Source organism: Phycisphaerae bacterium, from assembly GCA_035275405.1.
Classification (GTDB): Bacteria; Planctomycetota; Phycisphaerae; order UBA1845; family UTPLA1; genus DATEMU01.
The window spans coordinates 128734-151830 of the sequence record DATEMU010000011.1 but is presented as its reverse complement, the minus strand read 5'-3'; the positions used below and the strand labels follow the sequence as shown (position 1 = coordinate 151830).

Genomic DNA, 23097 nt, shown 5'->3' with positions numbered 1-23097 from the left:
ACGCTGTGCGGCGCGGGGGATCCTGACGCTCTCGCTCGACAAAAACCCAAACTGGGACTTTCGCCGAAGGGCTTTGTCGAGGTGAAGCACCCGGCGCTCGGGGAGTTCCGAGTCTTTGCTGATGGCCGTCCCGAGTGGTTGTTTGCCGACAATGAGTCCGATCCCGGAAAACTCTGGGGCGAAACCGGTCGCGAGGGTTATTTCAAGGATGCTTTCCACGAATACGTCGTCAACGGCCGTCGCGAGGCCGTCAATTCTGCGAACACCGGGACCAAGGTGGCGGCGTGTTACAAATTGACCGTCGCCGCGGGCGCGTCGGCGTCCGTGCGAATTCGCCTTACGAAACAAGACCAGGATGCGAATCGAGCGTTCGCGGGATTCGACGCTGTTGTCGATGAGCGGGTGAATGAGGCAAACGCCTTTTACAACGATTTGCAGCGGGAAATTCCGGATGAGGAAGTGCGCCGTATTCAGCGTCAAGCCTTTGCGGGCCTGATCTGGAACAAGCAGTTTTTCTACTACGACGTACAGCAATGGCTGGACGGCGATCCCAATCAGCCGTCGCCGCCCGCGCAGCGCCGAACCGGCCGCAACCGCGAATGGGAGCACCTGAACAACGCCGACATCATCTCGATGTGTGACAAGTGGGAGTATCCCTGGTACGCCGCGTGGGACCTCGCCTTCCACTGTATCCCCTTCGCCCTGATTGATGCCGAATTCGCCAAGAATCAACTCGACCTGTTGACCCGCGAATGGTACATGCACCCCAACGGGCAGTTGCCGGCCTATGAGTGGGCCTTCGGCGACGTGAACCCGCCCGTCCATGCCTGGTCGACCTGGCGCGTCTTTCAGATCGACCGCAAGCAGCGCCGGGAGAAAAACCCGGCCGATCCCGGTGATCTCGCTTTTCTCGAGCGCGTCTTTCACAAACTCTTGCTCAACTTCACGTGGTGGGTCAATCGCAAGGATGCCGAGGGCCGCAACGTCTTCCAGGGCGGGTTTCTGGGGATGGACAACGTCGGCGTGTTCGACCGCAGCGCGCCGCTCCCCACCGGCGGACACATCGATCAATCCGACGGGACCGCCTGGATGGCGATGTATGCCCTCAATTTGATGCGAATCGCACTCGAATTGGCGTTGCACAACAAGGTCTATGAAGACATCGCTACCAAGTTTTTCGAGCACTTCCTCTACATCGCCAAGGCCATGACGAACATTGGAGGCCAGGAAGCGGCGCTGTGGGACGAGCAAGATGGGTTCTTTTACGACGAGTTGCACCTGCCCGACGGTCGCGAGATCCCGCTGAAAATCCGCAGCATGGTCGGTCTTGTGCCGCTCTTCGCCGTCGAGGTTCTCGAACCGGAACTGCTCGATAAGCTGCCCGATTTCAAAGGCCGCCTGGAGTGGTTTCTTAACTACCGACCGGACCTCGCTGCGCTGGTCTCCCGCTGGCACGAACCAGGTCGGGGTGAGCGCCGACTGCTCTCGCTGCTTCGCGGCCATCGAATGAAGTGCCTCCTCCGCCGCATGTTGGACCCCGGCGAGTTTCTGAGCGATTACGGCATTCGCTCCGTCTCCAAGATCCACGCCGAGCGGCCGTACGTTTTCGAGCACGGCGGGCAGAAGTTCGCGGTTCGCTACGAAGCGGCCGAGTCGAGCACCGGCCTCTTCGGCGGCAACTCCAACTGGCGCGGGCCGATCTGGTTCCCGATGAACTTCCTGCTTGTCGAGTCGTTGCAGAAGTTCCACCATTACTACGGCGACGACTTTCGCGTGGAGTGCCCGGTGGGTTCCGGTCAGACCACTTCCCTTCTCGGCGTCGCCAACGAACTTTCGGGCCGTTTGGTCGCCCCGTTTTCGCCCGATCGGGAGGGCCGGCGACCGGTCTTCGGTTGGTACGAGAAATTACGGTCCGATCCGCACTTTCGCGACTACCTCCTTTTCCATGAATACTTCGACGGTGATACCGGGCGGGGCCTCGGCGCATCACATCAATGCGGTTGGACCGCGCTCATCGCCAAGCTCATTCAGCCGCGGAAGCCGGACGCCATGGAAACCGCCGACCGGAGTCGTCATCTAACGAAGAAGTCGATTCCGACTGCTCAACTGGCTCCAGCCAAGGAGCAAAAGAGCCGGCGTGAGCAATTGACCAGGTAACTCCCGTGTCCGAGTACAAATGAGGTGAAAAACTCATGAGCCCATCAACGTCCGTCGAACAACATCCCGCCGTGGTCATGCCGGCCTGTCCGATCCTCAAGCTCCTCAAGGGGCAGAAGGCGATTGTGACCGGCGCCAGCTCCGGCATCGGCAAGGCGATCGCCATCGCCCTCGGTCATGCCGGGGCTGATATTGCCGTGAATTACTCCAGCGGCGAGGAAAAGGCCCTGGCCGTCGTGGAGGAGGTCAAACGCTGCGGCAGCAAGTCCATCGCCTTGCAGGCCGACGTCTCGAAAGAAGATCAGGTGCGCAACATGGTCGAGCGGGCGGTCGCGGAATTCGGCGCGGTCGACATCCTTGTCAACAACGCCGGTCTGCAAAAAGACGCGCCGTTCGACCAGATGACGCTCGATCAATGGAATGCGGTGATCGGCGTGAATCTGACCGGCCAGTTCCTGTGCGCTCGCGAAGCCGTGCGCTGCTTCAAAAAGCAAGGCGTGCGCAGGGACATCTCCTGTGCCGCCGGGAAGATCATCTGCATCTCCAGCGTCCATGAGGTGATCCCGTGGGCGGGTCACGTGAACTATGCGGCGAGCAAAGGCGGCGTAATGCTGATGATGAAGAGCATCGCCCAGGAGGTCGCCCCTTATCGCATTCGCGTCAATAGCATCGCCCCGGGCGCCATCCGCACGCCGATCAACATGGCCGCGTGGGACACGCCCGAGCATTACCACGAACTGCTCAAGCTCATCCCCTACAAACGCATCGGCGAGCCGGACGAGATCGGCCGCGCCGCCGTGTGGCTGGCCTCCGACGACTCCGATTACGTCCACGGCGTCACGCTCTTCGTCGATGGCGGCATGACGTTGTACCCCGGCTTCGAAACGGGCGGCTGAAACGCCAGATATGCGGGTGGAGCAATGACGGAACGAGAAAAAATGCTCGCCGGCGAGTTGTACCTCGCCTCCGACCCGGAGCTGGTCCGCGCGCGGTCGCACGCCCGCGACCTGACCCGGGCGTATAACCAGAGCCGTCAGGAGCAAGCCCAGCAGCGCCGGGCAATCTTGCACGAACTGCTGGGAGCCTGCGGCGCCAATGTGTGGATCGAGCCGCCATTCTACTGCGATTACGGACGCCACATTTACCTGGCCGACAATGTCTATTTGAATTTCGGCTGCGTCATGCTCGATTGCGCCCCGATTCGACTCGGTCGCAACGTCCAGGTCGGCCCCTCCGCACAGTTATACGCGGCGCACCACCCCCTTAACGCGACCGAGCGGATCGCCGGGCCGGAACTCGCCTCGCCCATCACCGTCGAGGAAAACGTCTGGATTGGCGGCGGGGCGATCCTCTGTCCGGGCGTCACGATCGGTCGCAATGCGGTGGTCGGCGCCGGCAGCGTCGTCACGCGTGATATCCCCGCCGACGTCGTCGCGGCGGGCAACCCCTGCCGCATCATCCGGCAATTGGGAGCGTCGTCATGAGCCCTTCGTCGTCCGACGCGTTTCGACGCCACTGGCCCGAATACATGATGGAGGCCGCCGGCCTTGGTTTCTTCATGCTCTCGGCCTGTCTCTGTACGGCGCTGGTTGCTTATTCAGGCTCGCCCGTGGCGCGAACGATCCCGAGCCCGATTCTGCAGCGATGCCTGATTGCCGTCGCGATGGGCCTAACGGCCATCGTCATTATCTACTCGCCCTGGGGCCGCCAATCCGGCGCGCACATCAACCCCGCCGTGACGCTGACCTTTTGGCGATTGGGAAAAATCGCTACGCCCGATGCCTTGTTCTATATGCTCGCGCAATTTGTCGGCGGGACGGCCGGTGTACTGCTCTCAAAGGCCCTTTTAGGCCGGGTCATCGCCGATCCCACGGTCAACTATGCGGTGACCGTGCCGGGGCCGCGAGGCATGTTCGCGGCACTGCTCGGCGAATGCGTGATTGCCTTCGCCACCATGACCGTCGTCCTTTTCATGACCAGTCGTCCGCAATTGGAGCGCTGGACGGGCCTGGTCGTCGGCTTGCTGGTCGCCCTCTACGTCGCCATCGAATCCCCGCTGTCCGGCTTTGGTATGAACCCCGCTCGGACTTTCTCCTCGGCGCTGCCCAGCGGGATTTGGACGGCCGGGTGGATTTACTTCGTCGTGCCGCCGTTGGCGATGCTCCTGGCGGCGCATTTTCACGTGACGCTCTCTCAACCCTGCCACGCCGGTTGCGCGAAAATGCACCATTGCCCGTTAAAACGGTGCATCTTCTGCGGATACCGGATGACGGAATCCGTCGAACCAGCGACGGACGATGTGGCCTTGTGTAACGCCACTGAACCGCGGGCATCGAAGACGGCGTCCGTCGCTTAGCCCGTCCTCTGTTTGGGAGTCTGTCCATGGCCGACGATTTCTACGACATCATCATCATCGGCAGCGGCGCCGGCGGCGGCACGCTCGCTTGGAAGCTCGCGCCATCGGGCAAACGCATCCTCCTCCTGGAGCGGGGCGACTACGTGCCCCGCGAAAAAGACAATTGGAACCCGCGAGCCGTCAACGTCGAGGGCAAGTACAACACGAAGGAAGTATGGCGTGACAAGGAAGGCCGCGACCTCCACCCACATACGAACTATTACGTCGGCGGGAACACCAAATTCTACGGTGCGGCGCTCTTTCGACTCCGCGAGAAAGACTTCGGCGAGATTCGCCATCACGGCGGCGTCTCGCCGGCATGGCCGATCGACTACGACGAACTGGAGCCCTATTACACCCAGGCCGAGCGGCTCTACCATGTTCACGGCAATCGAGGTGAAGATCCGACCGAACCGCGCGCCAATTCGCCCTATCCTCACCCTGCCGTTTCGCACGAGCCGCGGATTCAGCAACTTTCCGAAGACCTCGCCGCCCTGGGGCTACGGCCGTTTCACGTCCCGCTCGGCATCATGCTCGACGAGAAGAACCGCCACACGAGCAAGTGCATCCGCTGCGAGACGTGCGACGGCTTTCCGTGCCTGGTCGGGGCGAAGTCCGACGCCCAGGTCTGCGCCGTCGATCCGGCCATCGCACACCCTAACGTAACACTGTTAACCGGCGCCAAGGTGACGCGGTTGCAGACTAGCGTGAGCGGTCGCGAAGTGACGCAGGTCGTCGTCGAGCGAAACGGGATCGAGGAGCGACTTAAGGCGGCGATCGTCGTCGTCTCCTGCGGGGCGATCAATTCCGCCGCGCTCTTGCTGAGTTCGGCGAACGACCGGCACCCGCGCGGTCTGGCCAACGGCTCCGATGTGGTCGGCCGCCACTACATGGGACACACGAATTCGGTACTGATGGCCCTCTCCAAGTGCCCCAATCCGACGGTTTTCCAAAAGACCCTGGCGATCAACGACTATTACTTCGCCTCCGAGGCCTGGGACCACCCCATGGGGCACATCTCCTTCGTCGGGAAGCTTGACGGCGTGACGCTCAAGGCGGGAGCGCCGCCGCTCGTGCCCGGTTGGACGCTCGACAAGATGGCCAAACATTCGCTCGATTTCTGGCTCACGAGCGAAGATCTGCCCGCGCCGGATAACCGCGTGACGCTCGATGGCGATGGAAACATCGTCCTCTCGTACACGCCGAACAATGAGGAAGCCCATAACCGCCTCATCGCGCAGCTCAAAACGCTGATGAAGCAGACCACGCGCTGCGGCCTTCACGGCCACGATTGCCATCAGGGGCTCTTCAGCCGCAACTTCTTCGTCGGACAGCGCATCCCACTGGCCGGCGTGGCCCATCAATGCGGCACGATCCGTTTCGGCCGCGACCCAAGGACCTCCGCCCTCGATGTAAATTGCCGGGCCCACGAAGTGGACAATCTCTACGTTGTCGATGCGAGCTTCTTCCCATCCAGCGGCGCGGTCAATCCGGCGCTGACCATCATGGCCAACGCGCTTCGCGTCGGGGATTACTTGCTCCAGAGGTTGGCGTAAATGGTCGCAGGGCGTGTCATTCTGATTGGCCGTGTTCGGCGGTCGCTCATTGGAGTGCTTGTCCTGATCGCGCCCCTCGCGACGCATCCGGCCAGCGCATCGCCCGCGCTCGTCGAGGCCGTCGACGCCATCGCCGTGACTGTCGGTGACATCGACCGCTCTATCGCCTTCTTTTCCGGCGTGCTCGATTTTCGCAGACACGCGGACATCGAGGTCCGCGGTGATGAGTACTCCAAGCTTTTCGGGGTGCCGGGCGCTCGTATCCGCATCGTGACGTTGCAACTGGGCGACGAGCGGATCGAACTCCAACAATTTCTCTCCCCGCGCGGGCGGCCGATGCCCCCCGACTCCCGCGCCGATGACCGCTGGTTCCAACACATCGCGATTATCACCAACGACATGGACGCGGCGTACGCCCGCCTTCAGAAACACAATGTCGAACCGGCCTCGCAAAGACCACAGACGCTCCCTACCTGGAACCAGAATGCCGCGGGCATCCGCGCGTACTACTTTCGCGACCCCGACGGTCATTTCCTGGAGATCCTGCAATTCCCGCCCGGCAAGGGCGATCCCAAGTGGCATCGCTCGAGCGACCGGCTGTTTCTCGGCATCGACCACACCGCGATCGTCGTCGCCGATACGGATATTTCGCTCGCGTTCTATCATGACACTCTGGGCATGCGGATCGCCGGGAACAGTGAGAACTACGGGATCGAACAGGAGCGACTGAACAACGTCGAGGGCGCTCGGCTGCGGATCACCACCCTCCGCGCCGCGCAAGGCCCGGGCATCGAGCTTCTCGAATACCTCTCCCCGGACGGCGGTCGATCCGCGCCGCCCGACAGCCGCGCCAATGACCTCTGGCACTGGCACGTGCGCGTGCGCTATCGCGCCACGGCCGATCTGGATGGCATCGCCGCACAGCGCAAGTTTGCCCGCGTTTCGTCGCATCACTTTCGTCTGCCGGACTCAACTTTTGGGTTCGGCACTGCACAGTTGGGCCGCGACCCGGACGGTCACGCCCTTCTGCTCACCGCTCCATAAAGGGAGACTGCCATGTTCGATATCTCTCGCCGCGTCGTCATGATCACCGGATCCGTCGGCAACTTGGGCCAGGCCGTCGCCGAAGCACTCGTCGCCATGGGCGCGCGAACGGTCCTGGTTGATCGTTCCCAGGATCGGCTGAGTGAGGCGTTTCCCAAACTGACCAATAATGCTGATCACCTCCTGGTCGGCGGCGTCGACCTGCTGTCCGCCGAGTCCGTATCGAATTGCGTCGCGAAGGCGGTCGCCCGATTCGACCGGATCGATGCGTTGGTTCACACTGTTGGGGGATTTCGCGGAGGAAAATCGGTGGCTGAGGAGTCCCTGGAAGCGTGGGATTCGCTCTTCAATCTCAATGTCCGCACGACGCTTCTGGCCTGCCGCGCCGTTATCCCGGCTATGCGCCGCCAGCGATCCGGCCGAATTGTAACGGTCGGCAGCCGTGCCGCATTGCAAGGAGGTGCGGGTCTGGCCGCCTACTGCGCCGCCAAGAGCGCCGTACTGCGAATGACCGAGAGCATGGCCGCTGAACTGGCCCCCGAGGGCATCAATGTCAACTGCGTTCTACCGGGAACGTTGGACACGCCGCAAAACCGTGCTGCCATGCCCGACGCCGATTCGACGACGTGGGTAAGGCCGGCCAATGTGGCTCGTGTAGTTGCATTCTTGGTCAGCGATCTCGCGCAGGCCGTCCGCGGCGTCGCCATTCCACTTTAAGGGCGTGAAGCGTTGCCGTTGCGGGGGTATAGTGTGCGCTCGTTCGACAGCCCATCTTCGCGGTGTAACATGAACCTGGCGATCCTGATCCTCTCGGTCATCGGCGCGTATCTCGCGATCGGACTGATCTTCGGGCTCTGGTTCGTCACGGCGGGCCTGCCACGATTTGATTCCGCCGCAGACGATTCGCCGTGGGGCTTTCGGCTCCTGATACTCCCCGGAAGCATGGCACTGTGGCCGCTCCTGGTCCGTCGCATTCGCTCGCGTCGAAAGGAGACAAACTGATGATGCGAGTACATCGAAGCTGGCATGCACGGCTCTGGCCGATGTTGGCGATCTTTATCGCCCTGGGTCTCGCCGCGGCACTGGCCGTTCGATCGGCTCGGCGGTTCGATTCGCAGACCCCGATTCCGACGGCCCAGGCCGAGCAGGAGCAAGGGCGATGAGCGTCCGTTACGTCGCCGTACAGTGGAACCGCCACAAGAGGATCTACGATGCGCTGGTGGCCATCGGCGTGATCGCCTACCTGATCGTGTTTGTTCTGGTGGGAAAACTGCTGTTCCGCGGCGCCGAGGCGATCAGCGACGAAATCCTTGTCCTGCGGGCCCTGGGAAGTTGCGCGTTTCTGCTGCTGAATGTCATCCTGTGCATTGGCCCGCTGGCGCGCCTCGATCGCCATTTTCTGCCGCTACTTTACAACCGCCGACATCTTGGAGTGACGACGTTTCTCCTCGGGCTGGCCCATGGGTTACTTGCCATTGGCTTTTACCACGGTTTCGGTCACCTCAACCCTCTGATTTCTCTCCTGACCAGCAATACGAACTTCGGAACGCTCAGCGCGTTTCCTTTTCAGCTGCTCGGCGCGGCGGGCCTCTCCATCATGTTCGTCATGGCGGCCACCAGCCACGACTTCTGGAATCGCAATCTCGGCCCGCGCGTGTGGAAGGGCATTCACATGCTCGTCTATCTTGCCTACGGCCTCCTCGTCATGCACGTCGCCCTCGGCGCCATGCAGACCCACCGGGGCGCATGGCTCTCGATCCTCGTCTGCCTGGGGGCTTTCGTTGTCGCAACGCTGCACCTGATCGCCGGACGCCGCGAGTACGCTCGCGATCTTCACGGCGCTGCCGCTGCGGAGTCAGCGGATCCCTGGGTAGATGTAGGAAGCGTTGATGAAATCGCGGAGGGCCGTGGAAAGGCGGCCTGCCTCGCCAACGGCGAGCGCATCGCGATCTTCCGCTACGCCGGTGGCATCTCCGCCCTCACCAACGTCTGCGCGCACCAAGGCGGTCCCCTCGGCGAGGGCAAGATCATCGACGGCTGCGTGACCTGTCCCTGGCACGGCTGGACGTATCGACCGGAGGATGGCCGTGCGCCGCCGCCGTTCACGGAGAAAGTGCCGACCTATCGTGTCCGCGTGGAAAGCCGCCGCATCCTGGTCGATCCGCGCCCATTGGAAGCCGGTACGCCGGTCGAGCCCGCGCGATTCTCGGAGGACACTCATGCCTGAACAACCCGCACCAGACGTCTCGTCGGATGAGCTTTACGTCGGCTATCTACCCGTGCCCAGCCGACAACGCCATTTCCTGCGCCGCGTCGCGCCGTTGCTCGTCATGGTCCTCATTATCGCCGGGGTGACCTGGGCCCTGACGTTTCGTTCACCGGGAAACGCAGTCTGGGATACGTCCGGCGTCCGAACTTTTGAAGGCGTCCTCTATGAACATCCGTATCCCATGGTGCGCATCGCAGATGAGGCGATAACCGGCGGCGCCAGGACGATGCTGTTGGTCAACCAGGGCAAGCACGGGGCCGCTGTGACGGCTTCCGGATTCGACGGCCGGGCTGTTCGCGTGCGCGGCTTCACGCTCGAACGGGCCGATCAACGACTCCTCGAACTCGAAACGGAAAAAATTGAAACCTTGTCGCCCGAATCCGGAGCATCACTGTATGGCCGGCTTGAGCCGACGATCGCCAAGAAGGGCTCGCACACGCTCCGCGGCGAGATCATCGACCCCAAATGTTACTGTGGGGCGATGAAGCCCGGCGAAGGCAAAACCCACAAGGAGTGCGCCGTTCTCTGCATCTCGGGCGGCATCCCGCCGATGTTCGCCGATCGTTCGCATGAACCGGCGAAGTTGTACCTCCTGGCCGATCCGCGGGGGCGCGCTGTGGACGAGCGCATCCTCCCCTACGTCGCGGATGACGTCGAAATCACCGGCGAAATTGAGGAGCGGGGCGACCTGACCGTCTTCAAGATCGATCCCGCCACGATTCGGCGAAAATGACGCCGAAAACATCCCTATCGGCCATTTCCAACGGTGTTTTTGCGAAACCTCGAATCCCGAGCAGCATCCAACAGGTGGCACAACACGAAAGGAGTCAACGATGCTGGCGCGAAACATCATCCTTCTTACGGTCTGCTTCGCCGTCGGGGTTAGCCCCGCGTTCGCTGAGCCACCGCGCGACTTCACCATTACAGCGGGAGATCAAACCTTCAAGCTGTCTGACGCCCGGGGGAAATTCGTAGCCCTGCACTTCCTGCTCAAGACCGAATGCCCGTTTTGCTTGAAGCATACGCGCGACTATGTCGAACAAGGCCCGACTATCGCGGGTGTCATGCATATTTTCATCAAGCCCGACGACGAAAAGGACATCGCGGCGTGGCGCGAGAGACTTGCCGAGAAATCGCCCGGCGCGCCACCGATCTACCGGGACCAAGACGCCGCCTTGGCCGACGCTTATGGCGTCCCCGGCGGCTACTCGTTTCACGGACAGACGGTCCACTACCCCGCCCTCATCCTGCTCGGCCCTGACGGCAAGGAAGTGTTCCGCCACGTGGGCAAGAGCAACGTGGACCGTTTGTCCTTCAGTGCATTTCGCGAGACGGTTCGAAAGCTCCAGGCGCATCCCGAAAAAGGTGAATACAACTTAAGGGATCAGCGCTTGGCCATCGCCGGCTATGACCCCGTCTCTTATCACGACGCCCCCACGCCGAGTCCCAGTCAATCCTCACTCACCAGTGAGTACCGGGGTGTTATCTATCAATTCGCCACCGCAATAAACCGACGGAAATTCGCCGCTGACCCCGAACGCTATATCCCTGCCTATGGCGGCTGGTGCGCGACGGCGATGGCGGAAGGTGACAAGGTCGAAATCGACCCGCAGAATTTCAAAATCACCGACGGCCGTCTTTACCTGTTCTACAAGGGGTGGCTGGGCAACGCCCTTAAGGAATGGAACAAAGACGAAGCGAATCTGCGCTCGAAAGCGGATGCCGCGTGGGCCAAAATGGCCCCCCACGATCTTAGAAATGAGTAATAAGCCATGAAGACTCCTGAGACCATTCCGTCGGTGGTGGTGGCGACTTCCAGCCGCCCGGCCGTCATTGTAAGTTGGGTCCTTCAGTTCGTTGTCGCGGTGATACTTTTCCAAACACTGTTCTTCAAGTTTACCGCCGCAGAGGAATCCGTGTACATCTTTACAAAGCTCGGCATGGAACCGTGGGGCCGGATCGGCTCCGGCCTCGCCGAGTTGGTCGCCGGCATCCTTCTATTGGTTCCCCGGACCGTGATCTGCGGCAGCCTTGTCGCCTTGGGCGTCATTTCCGGAGCGATCGTCAGCCACCTTACCCAGCTCGGCATCGTCGTCCAAGGCGACGGCGGTCTGCTGTTTGGTCTGGCCCTGGTGGTATTTGCGTCTTCGGCGGGTATCCTCTTGTTGCGGAGACGGGAGTGGAATCGCTGGCTGGTCCGATTCCGCGGGGCCCGCTCCATGACCGCAGGGAGGCAGGTGGTTCAATGAACTTCGCACCGGATTCACTGCTCGCGGAGGACAGCCGGCAAAGCGATCCTTCGATCTTCCAGGCCATTCGCGCCGTCATCGAATCGCTGGACGCGTTGGACGACTTTATCAGCGACCTGCCCGATATGCAGTATGCGGCCAAGCCGGCCAACGACATGGCGAGCGTCGGCAGCCACGTTCGCCACTCCCTCGATCACGTGGCGGCCCTGGTCCGGGGCCTCGCCGACGGATTTGTGGACTACGATGCACGGCAGCGCGGCACGGAAATCGAACGATCCCCGTCCGCCGCCCGAGAGCGGCTGGCCGAGCTTCGGGGCGTCTTCGAACGATCCGTGCCGGTCAAGGAGCGATACCTGAGTGTCCGTTCGATGTTGACGCCGGATGGCGAGACGGTGCGGGCCCATTCCAGTTGGAGCCGCGAACTCGTCTTCGTCCTCAATCACACGACGCACCACCAGGCCATGATGGCGGTCGCGGCCCAGGCGCTCGGCGCGTGCGTCGATCCGAGGTTCGGCTTCGCTCCGTCGACCCTGGCCTATCTCGATCGGACCCCATGTGTACAGTCAGCCTGATCGCGTTGGATGATGCTGAGGTTTCGGGCGGGTTGGCCGGCGCGTCGGCTATTTCAAGTCGGGGGCTTCGGCTGGCCTGCAATCGCGACGAATCGAGGAATCGACCGGAAGCTCGACCACCGGAGAGTCGGCAATGCGGCGATTTCAAGGCGATCATGCCGATCGATCCCGTGTCTGACGGCACGTGGATTGCCGTCAACGAGGCCGGGCTCATCGCCACGCTCCTGAATACCTATCAACGCCCTGCGGCCGAGAAAGCGGCGCGCGACAAGAGCGCGTTTCGCAGTCGGGGTACGATCGTGCCAATGATGATGACGCGCGGCGACGCGCGCGAAGCCGCCGCAGTGATTGAAAAGCTCAATCCCCAATCGTTTCCACCGTTCCTGGTCATTGCCGTCGACGGCAAAAACCTCGTCGAGCTGACCAGCGACGGTCGGGACTTCCGCCGAGTGGACTCGTCGTGGGATGGTTGCCCGCTGTTCTATACGACGTCCGGCCTGGGGGATGAAGTGGTTAATCCGCCGCGCCGTGCGTTGTTCGACGAGTTTTTTTCCGAAGCTGGCGCGCTCTCCAGTGCACAAGATCGATTTCACCGCCATCAATGGCCCGACCGACCGCACATAAGCGTTTGCATGTCACGCGCCGAAGCCCGCACCGTAAGCACCACGATCGTCGAGGTCGGTCAGAACGATGTGGCGATGGCGTATCAGCCCGTGCCGCCAAGCGAGAGCCGGACTTCCCGTTGCACTTCGCTGGCCCGAACGCAAAGGGTGTGAATGTCCTTCCTGGCCATCATCTTTGGCACGTTCGTCTCGGAGGACCTGACCTGCATCGCCGTCGGTTTGCTCATCCGTCGTCACGAATTGGACGCGGTAATAGGCGTGTGCGGCTGCTTCCTCGGCATCCTGGTCGGCGACATGGGCCTCTGGCTCTTGGGCCGGTCGTTCGGCGCGACGGTCCTTGAATGGGGTCCCATCAAACGGAGGCTTCCCCGTCATCGCATCCAAACCCTCGGCGACTGGTTCGACACCCGCGTGGGATGGCTCGTGTTGACCTCGCGTTTCTTGCCGGGCACTCGCCTGCCCACCTACGTCGCCGCCGGCGTCGTCGGGCGCAGGTCGTGGCGGTTCCTCTTCTATGCTGCGCTGGCCGCCGCGCTGTGGACGCCGCTGATTGTCGGCACGGCCGCCCTGGCGAGTGAGCCGGTCTTGAGAGGTTTAGAAACGGTCCTCGGCGGTGGGTGGGTCGCTGTCGCAGCGGCAGTCCTTCTGCTCTTTCTGATCGTGAAACTGCTCGAGTTTTCCGGCAGCGCGGTGGGGCGAGCGCGCCTCAAGGCCCGGATTCAGCGACTTTGGCGTTGGGAGTTCTGGCCCCCTTGGCTTTTTTATATCCCTGTCATCCCCTGGATCGCTTATCTCTCAATTCGGCATCGTGGATTTGGAACGCTGACCGCCGCCAATCCGGGTATACCCCACGGCGGCTTCGTCGGCGAATCCAAGTTCGACATCCTGCGAAAGTTGCCCGATGAATGGGTCACGCCGACCGAACGCCTCGACGCGCCGACGCCTGAAGCGCGACTGGCTCAGTTTGACGAACTCGTACTCGGGTCGACGTGGTCTTACCCGTTGATCTTCAAGCCAGACGTCGGCGAACGCGGCGCCGGCGTGAAGCTGATACACACTCGCGACCAGGCGGTTTGCTACCTGCGCGAGGCGCACGATCCTATTCTCGTCCAGGTCTATCACCCGGGTCCGTACGAGGCGGGCGTCTTCTATTATCGCCTCCCCGGCGAGGCCCGCGGCCGCATCTTTTCCATCACCGACAAACACTTTCCCGTCGTTGTAGGCGACGGACATTCGACCGTTGAGGAACTGATCTGGAATCATCCCCGCTATCGCATGCAGGCCGATACGTTTCTCGCCCGACTCAACGGTCAGGCCGAGGCGGTCTTGGCCCCAGGTCAATGCCACCGACTGGTCGTCGCCGGCAACCATTGCCAGGGCACGATGTTTCTCGACGGTGCCCCCCTCATCACGCCGGAGCTGGAGCAACGAATCGACCAAATCGCCCGGCACTTCGACGGCTTTCACTTCGGCCGCTTCGATATCCGCTTTACCGATGTCGAGGCCTTCAAGGCCGGTCGCGGGTTCACGATCGTCGAGCTGAACGGCGCCAGCTCCGAATCGACGAATATCTATGATCCGTCATGGCGCTTGACGACGGCGTATCGCGTCCTTTGCAGGCAGTGGTCGCTGCTCTTCAAGATCGGCGCGGCCAATCGCCGCCTCGGTCACACGACGACCTCAACGCGCCGACTCGCGGGCCACGCCCGTGCGTATTATCGAAATCGCCGTATCGACACACTGTCAGATTAATCCATAAAAACGGCACGTCGTTAAGACGGGTATCTGATTACACGCGATGGTAGGCGAGATACGCCGTGGCCGCTTCCCGCCCCAGGTAACGGTCCAGAAGCGAGCGCTCAACTGTTGTCAGGTCGACGTAGAACAGCCCGTCGAGCACGTTCCCGAAGACCGGATCGACGTTGAATCCCAGCAGCTTGGCGTTCAGTTTGAGGTATTGCCGCAGCAGGATCGGGACGCCGCGTCCGTCCGCCTCGATTTCCTGAACAAGCTCGTCCACCTCGTCGATGCCGTGAATCGTTGCACTGAGCAGTCTTTCCTCGTCGCGACGCAATCGCGCGAATCGAGGCGGATTCCGCGGCTTGATTCCTGCCGAAAGCGCCTCGTCGAAACAGTTCGCCCGCAGGAATGACATGAGAATCCGCTTCGTCGTCGATTCGTATTCGTCGCTGATGCTGACCGCCCCAAATAGAATGCGATACTGCGGGTGCGTGACCAGGAACCGGCCGATGCCTTTCCACAGCAGAAGAAGCGGCGCGAAACTGCGTTGATATTCGGCGACTACGAACGACCGGCCCAATTCGATCGCCGGCCCTAATTGGTCAAGCAACGATCGGTTGAACTTGAACAGCGTGTGCGTGTAAATCCCGTCGATGCCTTGCTGAGAAACGATTTTGTCCGACAACCCCAGTCGATACGCCCCGACGAGCCGGCGAGCCTCGCGATCCCATGCAAACAGATGTAAATAGTGTTCGTCGAATTGGTCGAGATCCTCGCCGCGACCCGTTCCCTCGCCGACTCGCCGAAATGTCTCCTCCCTTTGGCGGCCGATCTCTTTGACGACGCGCGGGATGGAATCGGCCGGACAGCAAAAAACGACCATCGGCCCCAATTCCGCTAACTGCTGCCCCTGTGGAATGCGGGCAATCTCATCATGCAGGCTGTTGATGTCTTGCGCTGGCGCGATGGTCGCGGCCCCCTCATTCTGAAACTCGGCGGCGCCGGCGGCACGCGAAACGCACGGATCGGCCAGCATTAACGTGCGCAGGCGCAGGTACTCTACGATCTCCGACGGTCGTTCGAATCTCCGCAATCGTTCTACAGGGATCGGACGGCCAATCGCAACGCGAATACTACGATCTCGCTTGTTCAATAATTCCCGCGGCAGGAGCGCCGTGCGAACCCGGGGGTGAAGCAATCCCAGCGCCTGAAACTTCGCGCTGTTGCGGCCCTCAAAGAACACAGGCACGACATTTGCCGAAGTTCGGCGGATAATCTTCCCCACCGTCGCGCTCCACCTCGGCTCGGCAACATGACGGTCCCGGAGGGTAAGGTGCGCGACCTCGCCTGCTGGAAACACCGCCAATGCCCCGCCGCCGCGCACCCAATCGATGGCACTTCGCAAGGGAATGCGGTTCCGACCGGCGGCTTCCTCTCCACCAAATGGATCAACGGAAACCAGGACAGGCCGCAGCTCCGGAATCCGGTCGAGTAAGTGATTCGCCAGCAGCTTCACATCTGGCCGGATACGTAACAGCAGCGCGGCAATGATGACTCCTTCGAGCGCTCCAAACGGATGATTCGCCACGACGACCAGCGGTCCGCTCCGTGGAATTCTCGCGATCTGCTCCTCGGCCGCTTCCCATTTCACGTTCAAATAACGTAATGACGCCTCGCAAAACTCCGCCGGCCCCCCGGCGTCGCGGGCGCTATCGTAGATCGCGCCGAGGCCCCGCAGCCCCAGCGCCCTTTCGAGCACGGGACCCGCCAACCGCAGCGACAGACGATGACCGCTGGCGGACGGCGACCCTGATAATGAAAACGGATTACTTTTCAGAGCCACCGATTTCATCGCGGACTCCTCATCCCATGATACCGGCTGAATCGGTACCAGCATCAGGCCAACGGCGCCCCGCCCTTGGATGCCTCAGCCGTAAGGGGTGTTACTTCCACCGCAGGCCGTCGCCCAATATCCACTATTCTGTTGCCCCCTGATTCAATATGATTTCCCAGGCCAACCCCCCGGCACCTAAACCCTATCCGATTACGCCATCGCCCCAACCCCCGCGCTAATCCCGCCCTACGCACTCATTCGCGACCGCATGGGATGCACTCCCGATTGATACTCACTCAGCCGGACTTGTATCGTTAGCTGTATGGTTGGCGCGAATTTCCATTCTGTCATCTCCAAAAATGCGGATGGCTCCTTTCGCGCCAGGAATGTCAGTTCACGTTGGGGTTCTTCGGCGCGGTAACTCGTACCGCTTACTCATATTGCAAAATGGCTAAGGAGAAAGGAGGGTAGCCCATGTAAGACCGCTGCGATCTGAACCACCGCCGCGCCCGAAGCCCCACCGGGCATTCCCGCGCGGCGATGATTCAGGGCCTGACACGCGAATGGAAGGAAACTTTGGGGGAGTTCGAAGGACGGCGGCCTGGCCGCGAATCCTTCGGCTTTCGCAGGTACAGTTCGCGGGGGAAGAGGACGGGCCGGGGATGTCCCCCGTGCCGTGAAAACACGAAAGTTCGCTACTGCAAGAAAGCGCGGAATCGCGCCGTCGCCCGATCCGCGCGCCTGGAGAACGCACTTATGCCAAGGACCATAACGTCAACACCAGTCAAGTTGCTCGCGCTGCTGACCGCCATCGGGCTGGCCTGCGGCGCCTATTCCTGTAACACCGGACCCATCGACAACAGTAACGGTGGCATTCCGAACCCGAACCCGAATCCCAGCACCGACGGCTCCAACCTGCCGACCCCGCAAGGGCCTGGGGGAGGAGATGACAGCGCAATAGTGGACTGCACCATTACCGCGATTCCGCTCAATCCGTGTGCAGGATCGACCGGCAACACGGCGTGCGTCCCGGACACTGGGCCCGCGGAATACGTGTGGACCATCACCAATGGAACCATCACCGCCGGACAGGGCACGCGGTGCATCACTTTTACTGCTGACGCTGTTGGAACCGTTCTCCTCACGGTGGTGGGCGACGATGCCCCTGACGCGATTGAAGTCGGCCATTGCGAAGCGGAGCTGGAACTTCAAGTCGGATTGTCTCCGCCGTGCGAAATCACCATATCACAGGCTTGCCAGAATTCTACCGGTAGCGCCAGCATCCCGGATCCCGGGCCCGGCGCCGTCATTATCTGGCAAATCGAAGGCGGCACCATCACGGGCGGCCAAGGCACCTCCTCCATTACGTTCACGGCCGGCGCCGGCACGGAGGTCAAGTTTATCGTCAGCGTCGCAGTGAACGGCTGCACCAAGAGTCTTTGCAAGGAATCCGTAACGCTCCAGCCGGGACCCGTCTGCGAGATCACGGCTGAGGCGCCGTGTCCCAATTCCACCGGCACGGCCAGCATCCCGGATCCCGGACCCGGCGCCGTCATTGTCTGGCAAGTCGTCGGCGGCACCATCACGGCCGGGCAAGGCACCTCCTCTATTACGTTCACGGCCGGCGCCGGCGCACAGGTCCAGTTCATCGCCAGCGTCACAGTGAATGGCTGCACGAGGCTTTGCAAGGAAACCGTGCCGATCCTGCCGGGACCGGTCTGCGACATCACGGCAGAGGCGCCATGTCCCAATTCCACCGGCAACACGGCCAGCATCGCCAATCCCGGGGCCGGGGCGACCATTGTCTGGTCCGTTAGCGGCGGCGGCACCCTCACCTCCGGTCAGGGAACATCGTCGATCACCTTCAGCGCGGGAGCCAGTGGCGTCGTCAACCTGGATGTTTCGGTGACCTCTGCCAGCGGCTGCGAGTGCACGGATTCGCTAGATCTGACAATCCTGGCCGCTCCGAACTGCACGATCACCGCGGACGATGTGTGCCCGAACTCCACGGGTAACACTGCCAGCATAGCGAACCCCGGAGCCGGCGCGACGATCGTCTGGACGATCAGCGGCGGCACGATCACCGCGGGTCAAGGCACCGCGTCCATCACCTTCACCGCCGGGGCCAGCGGAATCGTCGCCCTCGATGTGACCGTCACGAATGCCGCCGGCTGCGAGTGCTCCGGCTCGCTCGACCTGACGATCGGCGAAGTGCCCGTCTGCGAGATCACCGCGGCCGACGTGTGTCCGAACTCCACCGGGAATACCGCGAGCATAGCGAACCCCGGCGCGGGTGCGACCATCGTCTGGACCATCAGCGGTGGAACGATCACCGCCGGCCAGGGTACCGCGTCCCTCACCTTCTCGGCCGGGGCCAGCGGAACGGTCCACCTCGAAGTGACCGTCACCAGCGCCGACGGCTGCGAGTGCACGGACGAGCTGGACGTTAACGTCACGTCCAATCTCACCTGCGTCATTGCAGAGCCGACCGAAGGCGGTGTCTTCACCGGCACCATTTCCGGCGGGGACGCGCCGTTTAGCTGCTCCGCCAGCATCGACGTCGCCGGCTGGGTGGTCGACAGTTGCGTCGTGAACAACGGCGGTAACGGCCCCGGGTTCACCGTCAACTATCACCGCACCGATGGCGCGTGCAGCCCCGTCGAACCGCCGATGCTCACGGTCACGATCACCGATGACAGCGGCTGCGAGACGGAATGCTCGGCCGCCATTCCCTGCCCGCCCGGTGGCTGCGTGATCACCGGTGGCGGACTCATCTGCGAGGGCGAGACTGCGACGCTCTGCGTCGAACCCGCCACGGGTACCCTCCCGCCGGTCACCATTTCGTGGACCGGGCCCAACGGGTTCACCTCTGATGACGATTGCATCACCGTCAGCGTGCCGGGCGTCTATACGGCGACCGTCACCGACGGCAATGGCTTCGAGAGCGTGTGCTGCGCCCCAGTGGCAGTGCTGAAGCTCAAGGGCACGATGGCCCCGTGCGCCAACAGCACCGACCTGGTGTTCTCCGCGCACGTCGATTCCTCCGGTCAGGCGACGTTCGCCGGGACCTTTGCGTGGTCCATCTCCGGAAACGGGACCTTCTGCGATGGCACGACGACCGCGAACGGTAACCCCGTCTGCGTCGACGCCGGCGCCGCGGGCTCGTTCGTCCTGAGCGTGACCGCCACGGGCACGTTGAACTTCACCTGCGACGGTACGGCCACCTCCGAACCGGCCGTGGTGACGTGCACGAGGTCCGTCACGGTCGTGTCGTGTCCGTAACGAACGGTTGACACGATAGCAGCGCTTGAAAAGGGGCCCGCTCCACTGACACGGTGGGGCGGGCCTTCGCTTTTTCGGGAGGGCGAGAAGTTCGCCGGGAGGGCGAGGCTCCCGCCGAGCCGCCGTAGGGCGGGTTCCACCCGCCGACATATGGCAGGATGAGTCTTCGAGACCCCAAGTCTCTCCTACGGCTCAATGACTCGCCCGGAGATAGGCAATCCCAGTTCTTGCAGCTTCGCCGCCAGCGCACCGAACTGCTCCGCGCCGCTCGTCTCACAGGTCGGTCCCCAACACTGCGTCGCGGCCCAGTCGTAGAACGCCTCCCAGGCGGCCTCTTCGTCGAACTCGCCGCCCTCGCCGGACATCATCGTCTCACCGCCCATCATCCCCTCGCCCTCGCACTCGTCAGGGATGCCGTTCGTATTGATGTCCTCGCTGATCTCAGCCGCGATGTCGCAGCTATCCGGTATGCCGTTCGCGTTGCAATCGTCGCACGCCGGATCGCCCTCGCACGCGGCCAAGTCGCATTCGTCCGGTATCCCGTTCGTATTGCAGTCCAGGCTCCCGAACCCCGGCGGCAGCGCCAGGTCGCACTCGTCGGGATAGGCGTTACTGTTGCAATCCGCGCTCACGAACTCATCCCCGTCCGGGTCGGTCGGGTCCACGTCGCAGTCATCCGGCACGCCGTTGGTGTTGCAGTCCGCCTCGCACTCGTCCGGGAAGCCGTTGGTATTGCAATCGGCACTGGTCGCCTGGGCGATGTCCCAGTCATCCGGCACGCCGTTGCTGTTGCAGTCCCACTCGCACTCGTCCGGCACGCCGTTCGTGTTCACGTCGTTGCTGCTCTGGCTGGCAATGTCCTGGTCATCCGGGACCTGGTTGCTGTTGCAATCCTCAATGACCGGGGGTGGCGCTTGAGGAGTCCCTCCCAATAGTGCGAAGATAAACAGGTCTAAATCTCCTGTTATGTCGACGGCCAAATCGCTGTTCATGTCCGCCGGGCAGATATCGACGATGCTTAGACACAGTGGACCGCCAAGCAGCAGGTCGATAAAGTCCTGGATGTCCAAGCCGTTCACCAGACCGTCGCGGTTCACGTCCCCCTTCAGGCACGTAAGCAAGGAATCTTGATACTCGGCGTAATCGTCCGGCAACCGCGTAAAGTGAACCGTGTTGTTTCCGCTTTGCAGCCTTGTCCAGACGATCACCACATCCCCGGCCGGTGCGTATGCAACCGTTTTTTGGGCCGAATTGGACAGCCTGCGCGACACGTTGTCGCCGCCGTAGCCCGGCTCCTGGTTGACTACGAACTCCCCACCCAACGGTCGGCCGTCGGCCTCGAAGTACTGGGCGTGGACCTCGTGGACGTTTGAGCCGTTGGCGCCGACATTCCAGGCGACGATATACCGGCCTGCCAAAGCGCCTGTCGCATTCGTTATCGCCACGGCCGGCCGGGTGACGGTTCCACCGGCGGGCGGCGAACTGGTGCTGCTGTTGACGATGAACTCGGGGCCCACAGCCGCTGGCGCGGCATCGGGATCCGTGCCATCCCACTCGAATCGACGCGCGTAGACCTTGAACTGGCTGGAACAGCCCAAAATCTCTGTACCAGCCCACGCTACCACTATCCGACCGTCGGAATCGAAGGCGACGGCGGGCGAGCGCTGTTGAGACAGAAATTGCTCAATTGATGGATCATTCACAAGAACCTCGCCGCCGATCGAATTGCCTCCGGCATCATAGAGTTGCAAGAGAATATTGAAAGGTGGCTCATTTTCATCTTCCTCTGCATCGGCCCAACAAATCACAAAATGCCCGTCATCCCGCATGGCAACGCATGGTTGCCATTGTTGGGTTCGAGCTGAGCAATAAGTTGAACAAGATCGAATCTCAGTTTCGCTTCCCGCATCATAAAAGAGGCCGTCCAAAGCCTGCCTGTTTGACCAACCAACGACGTCCGCGTCTGTCGTTGCGTCGCTCAGTCCAACCGAGGCCTGAAAATCGCCACGTCCGGGCGGAGCCGGCGGCAAGACCATCGGCCAAGTGGCTGGATTGTCGTCGTAACCGAAATCCGCAAGGAGGACCGTGGGGTCGGTGATCGTGGAGGTCCAGCGGCCTCCCGTCCATCCGACGCGGACCCGCGCATCCGAACTCATGGCCACGGAGGGCAGGTTATGAAAATTGTGGCCCGTCGAGACATAGTCGGAAACGGGTTGCGGCCCACGTTGGCAACTAAATCCGGACGCGAACGAGAATCCGAGGACAATAATCTCGTTGTAATCGGAGGTTGGCGGCATGGCCGTGGTTGGCGTCTCCCACGCCGCCAGAAAGCGCGATTGATCGTCAACAGCGATCGAAGGACTCAAGCCTTTCTCGCTGGTGCCGGTCAACGGCCCTTCAAGAACGTCGTTGTCAAACAATGTTGGGGAGCTAGGACAAGTTTGCCCAAAAACAGAGCGCGTAAACGCGGTGAGGAGCGAGATGATGATGACGAAGAAAAGGGTCTCCGCTGAGTGCGAGGTATTCCGCGAGAGCATTTTTCATCGTTTCCTTCTCCCCCAAGTAACGATCCCGATAGCCCAAATCAACAATGAGATTGGTTCTGGAATTGTCGAAAGTTGAAATGCAAGATCGGCGTCGGCACTAAACGTATGCGTCCAATCCACGATCAAGTTGTGCCGAAAAGCGTGTCCCGTTCTCTCAGTGGGTCCATATTCCCATCGAAACAAGCTGTTAATATCCCCCACCTGCACGATCTCCAACCAATACGGAGTGCCGGCCTCAAGCGCGAACGGCGATGTCAAATCAACTTCGAACTTGAACTCCGGCGGTCCCGGACCGACAAAGACAATGCGCCCCGTAGCCTCGCGTGATGGGCTGAGGAAGCTTTCTTCAAAAAGTATATTCGCATCGTCCGGCAGGCCGTCGCTTGCACGCGCCCCGTAGATTCGCGCTCGCATGGTTTCCGTCACGGGTGGCGGTTCTACCTCTTCAAGGGAACTTGAACCGTAGAATCCCCACCACGAAATCCGCCGGATCACGGCGTCTTGCGTAACCTGAAAATCGTCCGCCAACTGCTGCCAGCTTGGATCGTTAGACGAGTTGATAAACTCCGTATCCGCCGCCGGCCCGCCCGAATTAAGAGGCGGATGATCGACAATAAGCGTCGCCGATGCAGTGCCGCAGACGGCAAGGCTCAGGAGCCCTGGAATCAACATATCAAGGTCTTTGAACTTCATCATGCGGCCTCCAGCGCATGGCTTCGAAGGTCCTGTTGCAACCTCCGTGCCAATACACAGCGCTTATAAAGATTTTTTCGGGCCTTGAAATCAAGTCTCCCCCTCCATGATACGCCGTCAACCGCGGATTTTTCCGC

At 61.7% G+C, this 23097-nt stretch carries 20 protein-coding genes; 17 read left to right on the top strand and 3 right to left on the bottom strand.

All coding sequences use genetic code 11. From position 1 onward, the window contains the following. From VJZ71_12900 to VJZ71_12825, 16 genes are all read left to right on the top strand, one after another. On the top strand, positions 1 to 2157 hold a 2157-nt coding region (locus tag VJZ71_12900), incomplete at its 5' end, for a glucosidase (GenBank protein HKQ48962.1). 77 nt (positions 2158 to 2234) lie between these two features. Beyond that, on the top strand, positions 2235 to 3053 hold the full coding sequence (locus VJZ71_12895; protein ID HKQ48961.1) for an SDR family oxidoreductase: 819 nt from the start codon (positions 2235 to 2237) through the stop codon (positions 3051 to 3053). 24 nt (positions 3054 to 3077) lie between these two features. Beyond that, positions 3078 to 3641, top strand: a complete 564-nt coding sequence (locus VJZ71_12890) for a sugar O-acetyltransferase (GenBank protein HKQ48960.1) — start codon at positions 3078 to 3080, stop codon at positions 3639 to 3641. Further along, entirely contained in the window at positions 3638 to 4513 is an 876-nt protein-coding gene (locus VJZ71_12885) for an aquaporin (protein ID HKQ48959.1), read from the top strand. The genes VJZ71_12890 and VJZ71_12885 overlap by 4 nt, the downstream gene beginning before the upstream one ends. A 26-nt stretch (positions 4514 to 4539) precedes the next feature. Further along, on the top strand, positions 4540 to 6108 hold the full coding sequence (locus VJZ71_12880; GenBank protein ID HKQ48958.1) for a GMC family oxidoreductase: 1569 nt from the start codon (positions 4540 to 4542) through the stop codon (positions 6106 to 6108). After that, positions 6109 to 7152: a VOC family protein gene (locus tag VJZ71_12875; protein ID HKQ48957.1), complete on the top strand. Its 1044-nt coding sequence runs from the start codon at positions 6109 to 6111 to the stop codon at positions 7150 to 7152. Positions 7153 to 7164: 12 nt separating this feature from the next. Next, the gene (locus tag VJZ71_12870; protein ID HKQ48956.1) at positions 7165 to 7869 is read left to right on the top strand and encodes an SDR family NAD(P)-dependent oxidoreductase; all 705 of its coding nucleotides are present in this window, start codon (positions 7165 to 7167) and stop codon (positions 7867 to 7869) included. A gap of 69 nt (positions 7870 to 7938) precedes the next feature. Continuing rightward, the gene (locus tag VJZ71_12865) at positions 7939 to 8154 is read left to right on the top strand and encodes a hypothetical protein (protein HKQ48955.1); all 216 of its coding nucleotides are present in this window, start codon (positions 7939 to 7941) and stop codon (positions 8152 to 8154) included. Further along, the gene (locus VJZ71_12860) at positions 8154 to 8315 is read left to right on the top strand and encodes a hypothetical protein (GenBank protein HKQ48954.1); all 162 of its coding nucleotides are present in this window, start codon (positions 8154 to 8156) and stop codon (positions 8313 to 8315) included. The genes VJZ71_12865 and VJZ71_12860 overlap by 1 nt, the downstream gene beginning before the upstream one ends. Further along, positions 8312 to 9379, top strand: a complete 1068-nt coding sequence (locus VJZ71_12855; GenBank protein ID HKQ48953.1) for a Rieske 2Fe-2S domain-containing protein — start codon at positions 8312 to 8314, stop codon at positions 9377 to 9379. The genes VJZ71_12860 and VJZ71_12855 overlap by 4 nt, the downstream gene beginning before the upstream one ends. Continuing rightward, positions 9372 to 10154 carry a hypothetical protein gene (locus VJZ71_12850; GenBank protein ID HKQ48952.1) on the top strand — a complete coding sequence of 261 codons (783 nt, stop codon included), beginning with the start codon at positions 9372 to 9374 and terminating at the stop codon, positions 10152 to 10154. The genes VJZ71_12855 and VJZ71_12850 overlap by 8 nt, the downstream gene beginning before the upstream one ends. 100 nt (positions 10155 to 10254) lie before the next feature. Beyond that, positions 10255 to 11187, top strand: a complete 933-nt coding sequence (locus VJZ71_12845; protein ID HKQ48951.1) for a YHS domain-containing (seleno)protein — start codon at positions 10255 to 10257, stop codon at positions 11185 to 11187. Positions 11188 to 11193: 6 nt separating this feature from the next. Continuing rightward, positions 11194 to 11670 carry a DoxX family protein gene (locus VJZ71_12840; protein HKQ48950.1) on the top strand — a complete coding sequence of 159 codons (477 nt, stop codon included), beginning with the start codon at positions 11194 to 11196 and terminating at the stop codon, positions 11668 to 11670. Continuing rightward, complete coding sequence (locus VJZ71_12835) at positions 11667 to 12242, top strand: DinB family protein (protein ID HKQ48949.1); 576 nt, start codon at positions 11667 to 11669, stop codon at positions 12240 to 12242. Before VJZ71_12840 ends, VJZ71_12835 begins: the two co-directional genes overlap by 4 nt. Then, entirely contained in the window at positions 12224 to 13018 is a 795-nt protein-coding gene (locus VJZ71_12830; protein ID HKQ48948.1) for an NRDE family protein, read from the top strand. The genes VJZ71_12835 and VJZ71_12830 overlap by 19 nt, the downstream gene beginning before the upstream one ends. Beyond that, on the top strand, positions 13019 to 14617 hold the full coding sequence (locus tag VJZ71_12825) for a VTT domain-containing protein (protein HKQ48947.1): 1599 nt from the start codon (positions 13019 to 13021) through the stop codon (positions 14615 to 14617). A 37-nt stretch (positions 14618 to 14654) separates the two neighbouring features. Here the strand turns inward: VJZ71_12825 and VJZ71_12820 are convergent, their stop codons facing one another. Further along, on the bottom strand, positions 14655 to 16457 hold the full coding sequence (locus VJZ71_12820; protein ID HKQ48946.1) for a lysophospholipid acyltransferase family protein: 1803 nt from the start codon (positions 16455 to 16457) through the stop codon (positions 14655 to 14657). 738 nt (positions 16458 to 17195) lie between these two features. Here VJZ71_12820 and VJZ71_12815 point away from each other — a divergent pair. Then, on the top strand, positions 17196 to 19721 hold the full coding sequence (locus VJZ71_12815) for a hypothetical protein (protein ID HKQ48945.1): 2526 nt from the start codon (positions 17196 to 17198) through the stop codon (positions 19719 to 19721). A 185-nt stretch (positions 19722 to 19906) separates the two neighbouring features. Here VJZ71_12815 and VJZ71_12810 read toward each other — a convergent pair whose 3' ends face one another. Together VJZ71_12810 and VJZ71_12805 are read right to left on the bottom strand one after the other, a co-directional pair. Continuing rightward, positions 19907 to 22258, bottom strand: coding sequence for a hypothetical protein (locus VJZ71_12810; GenBank protein ID HKQ48944.1), 2352 nt, complete (start codon positions 22256 to 22258; stop codon positions 19907 to 19909). Positions 22259 to 22261: 3 nt separating this feature from the next. After that, positions 22262 to 22963 carry a hypothetical protein gene (locus tag VJZ71_12805; GenBank protein ID HKQ48943.1) on the bottom strand — a complete coding sequence of 234 codons (702 nt, stop codon included), beginning with the start codon at positions 22961 to 22963 and terminating at the stop codon, positions 22262 to 22264. Positions 22964 to 23097: the final 134 nt, after the last annotated feature.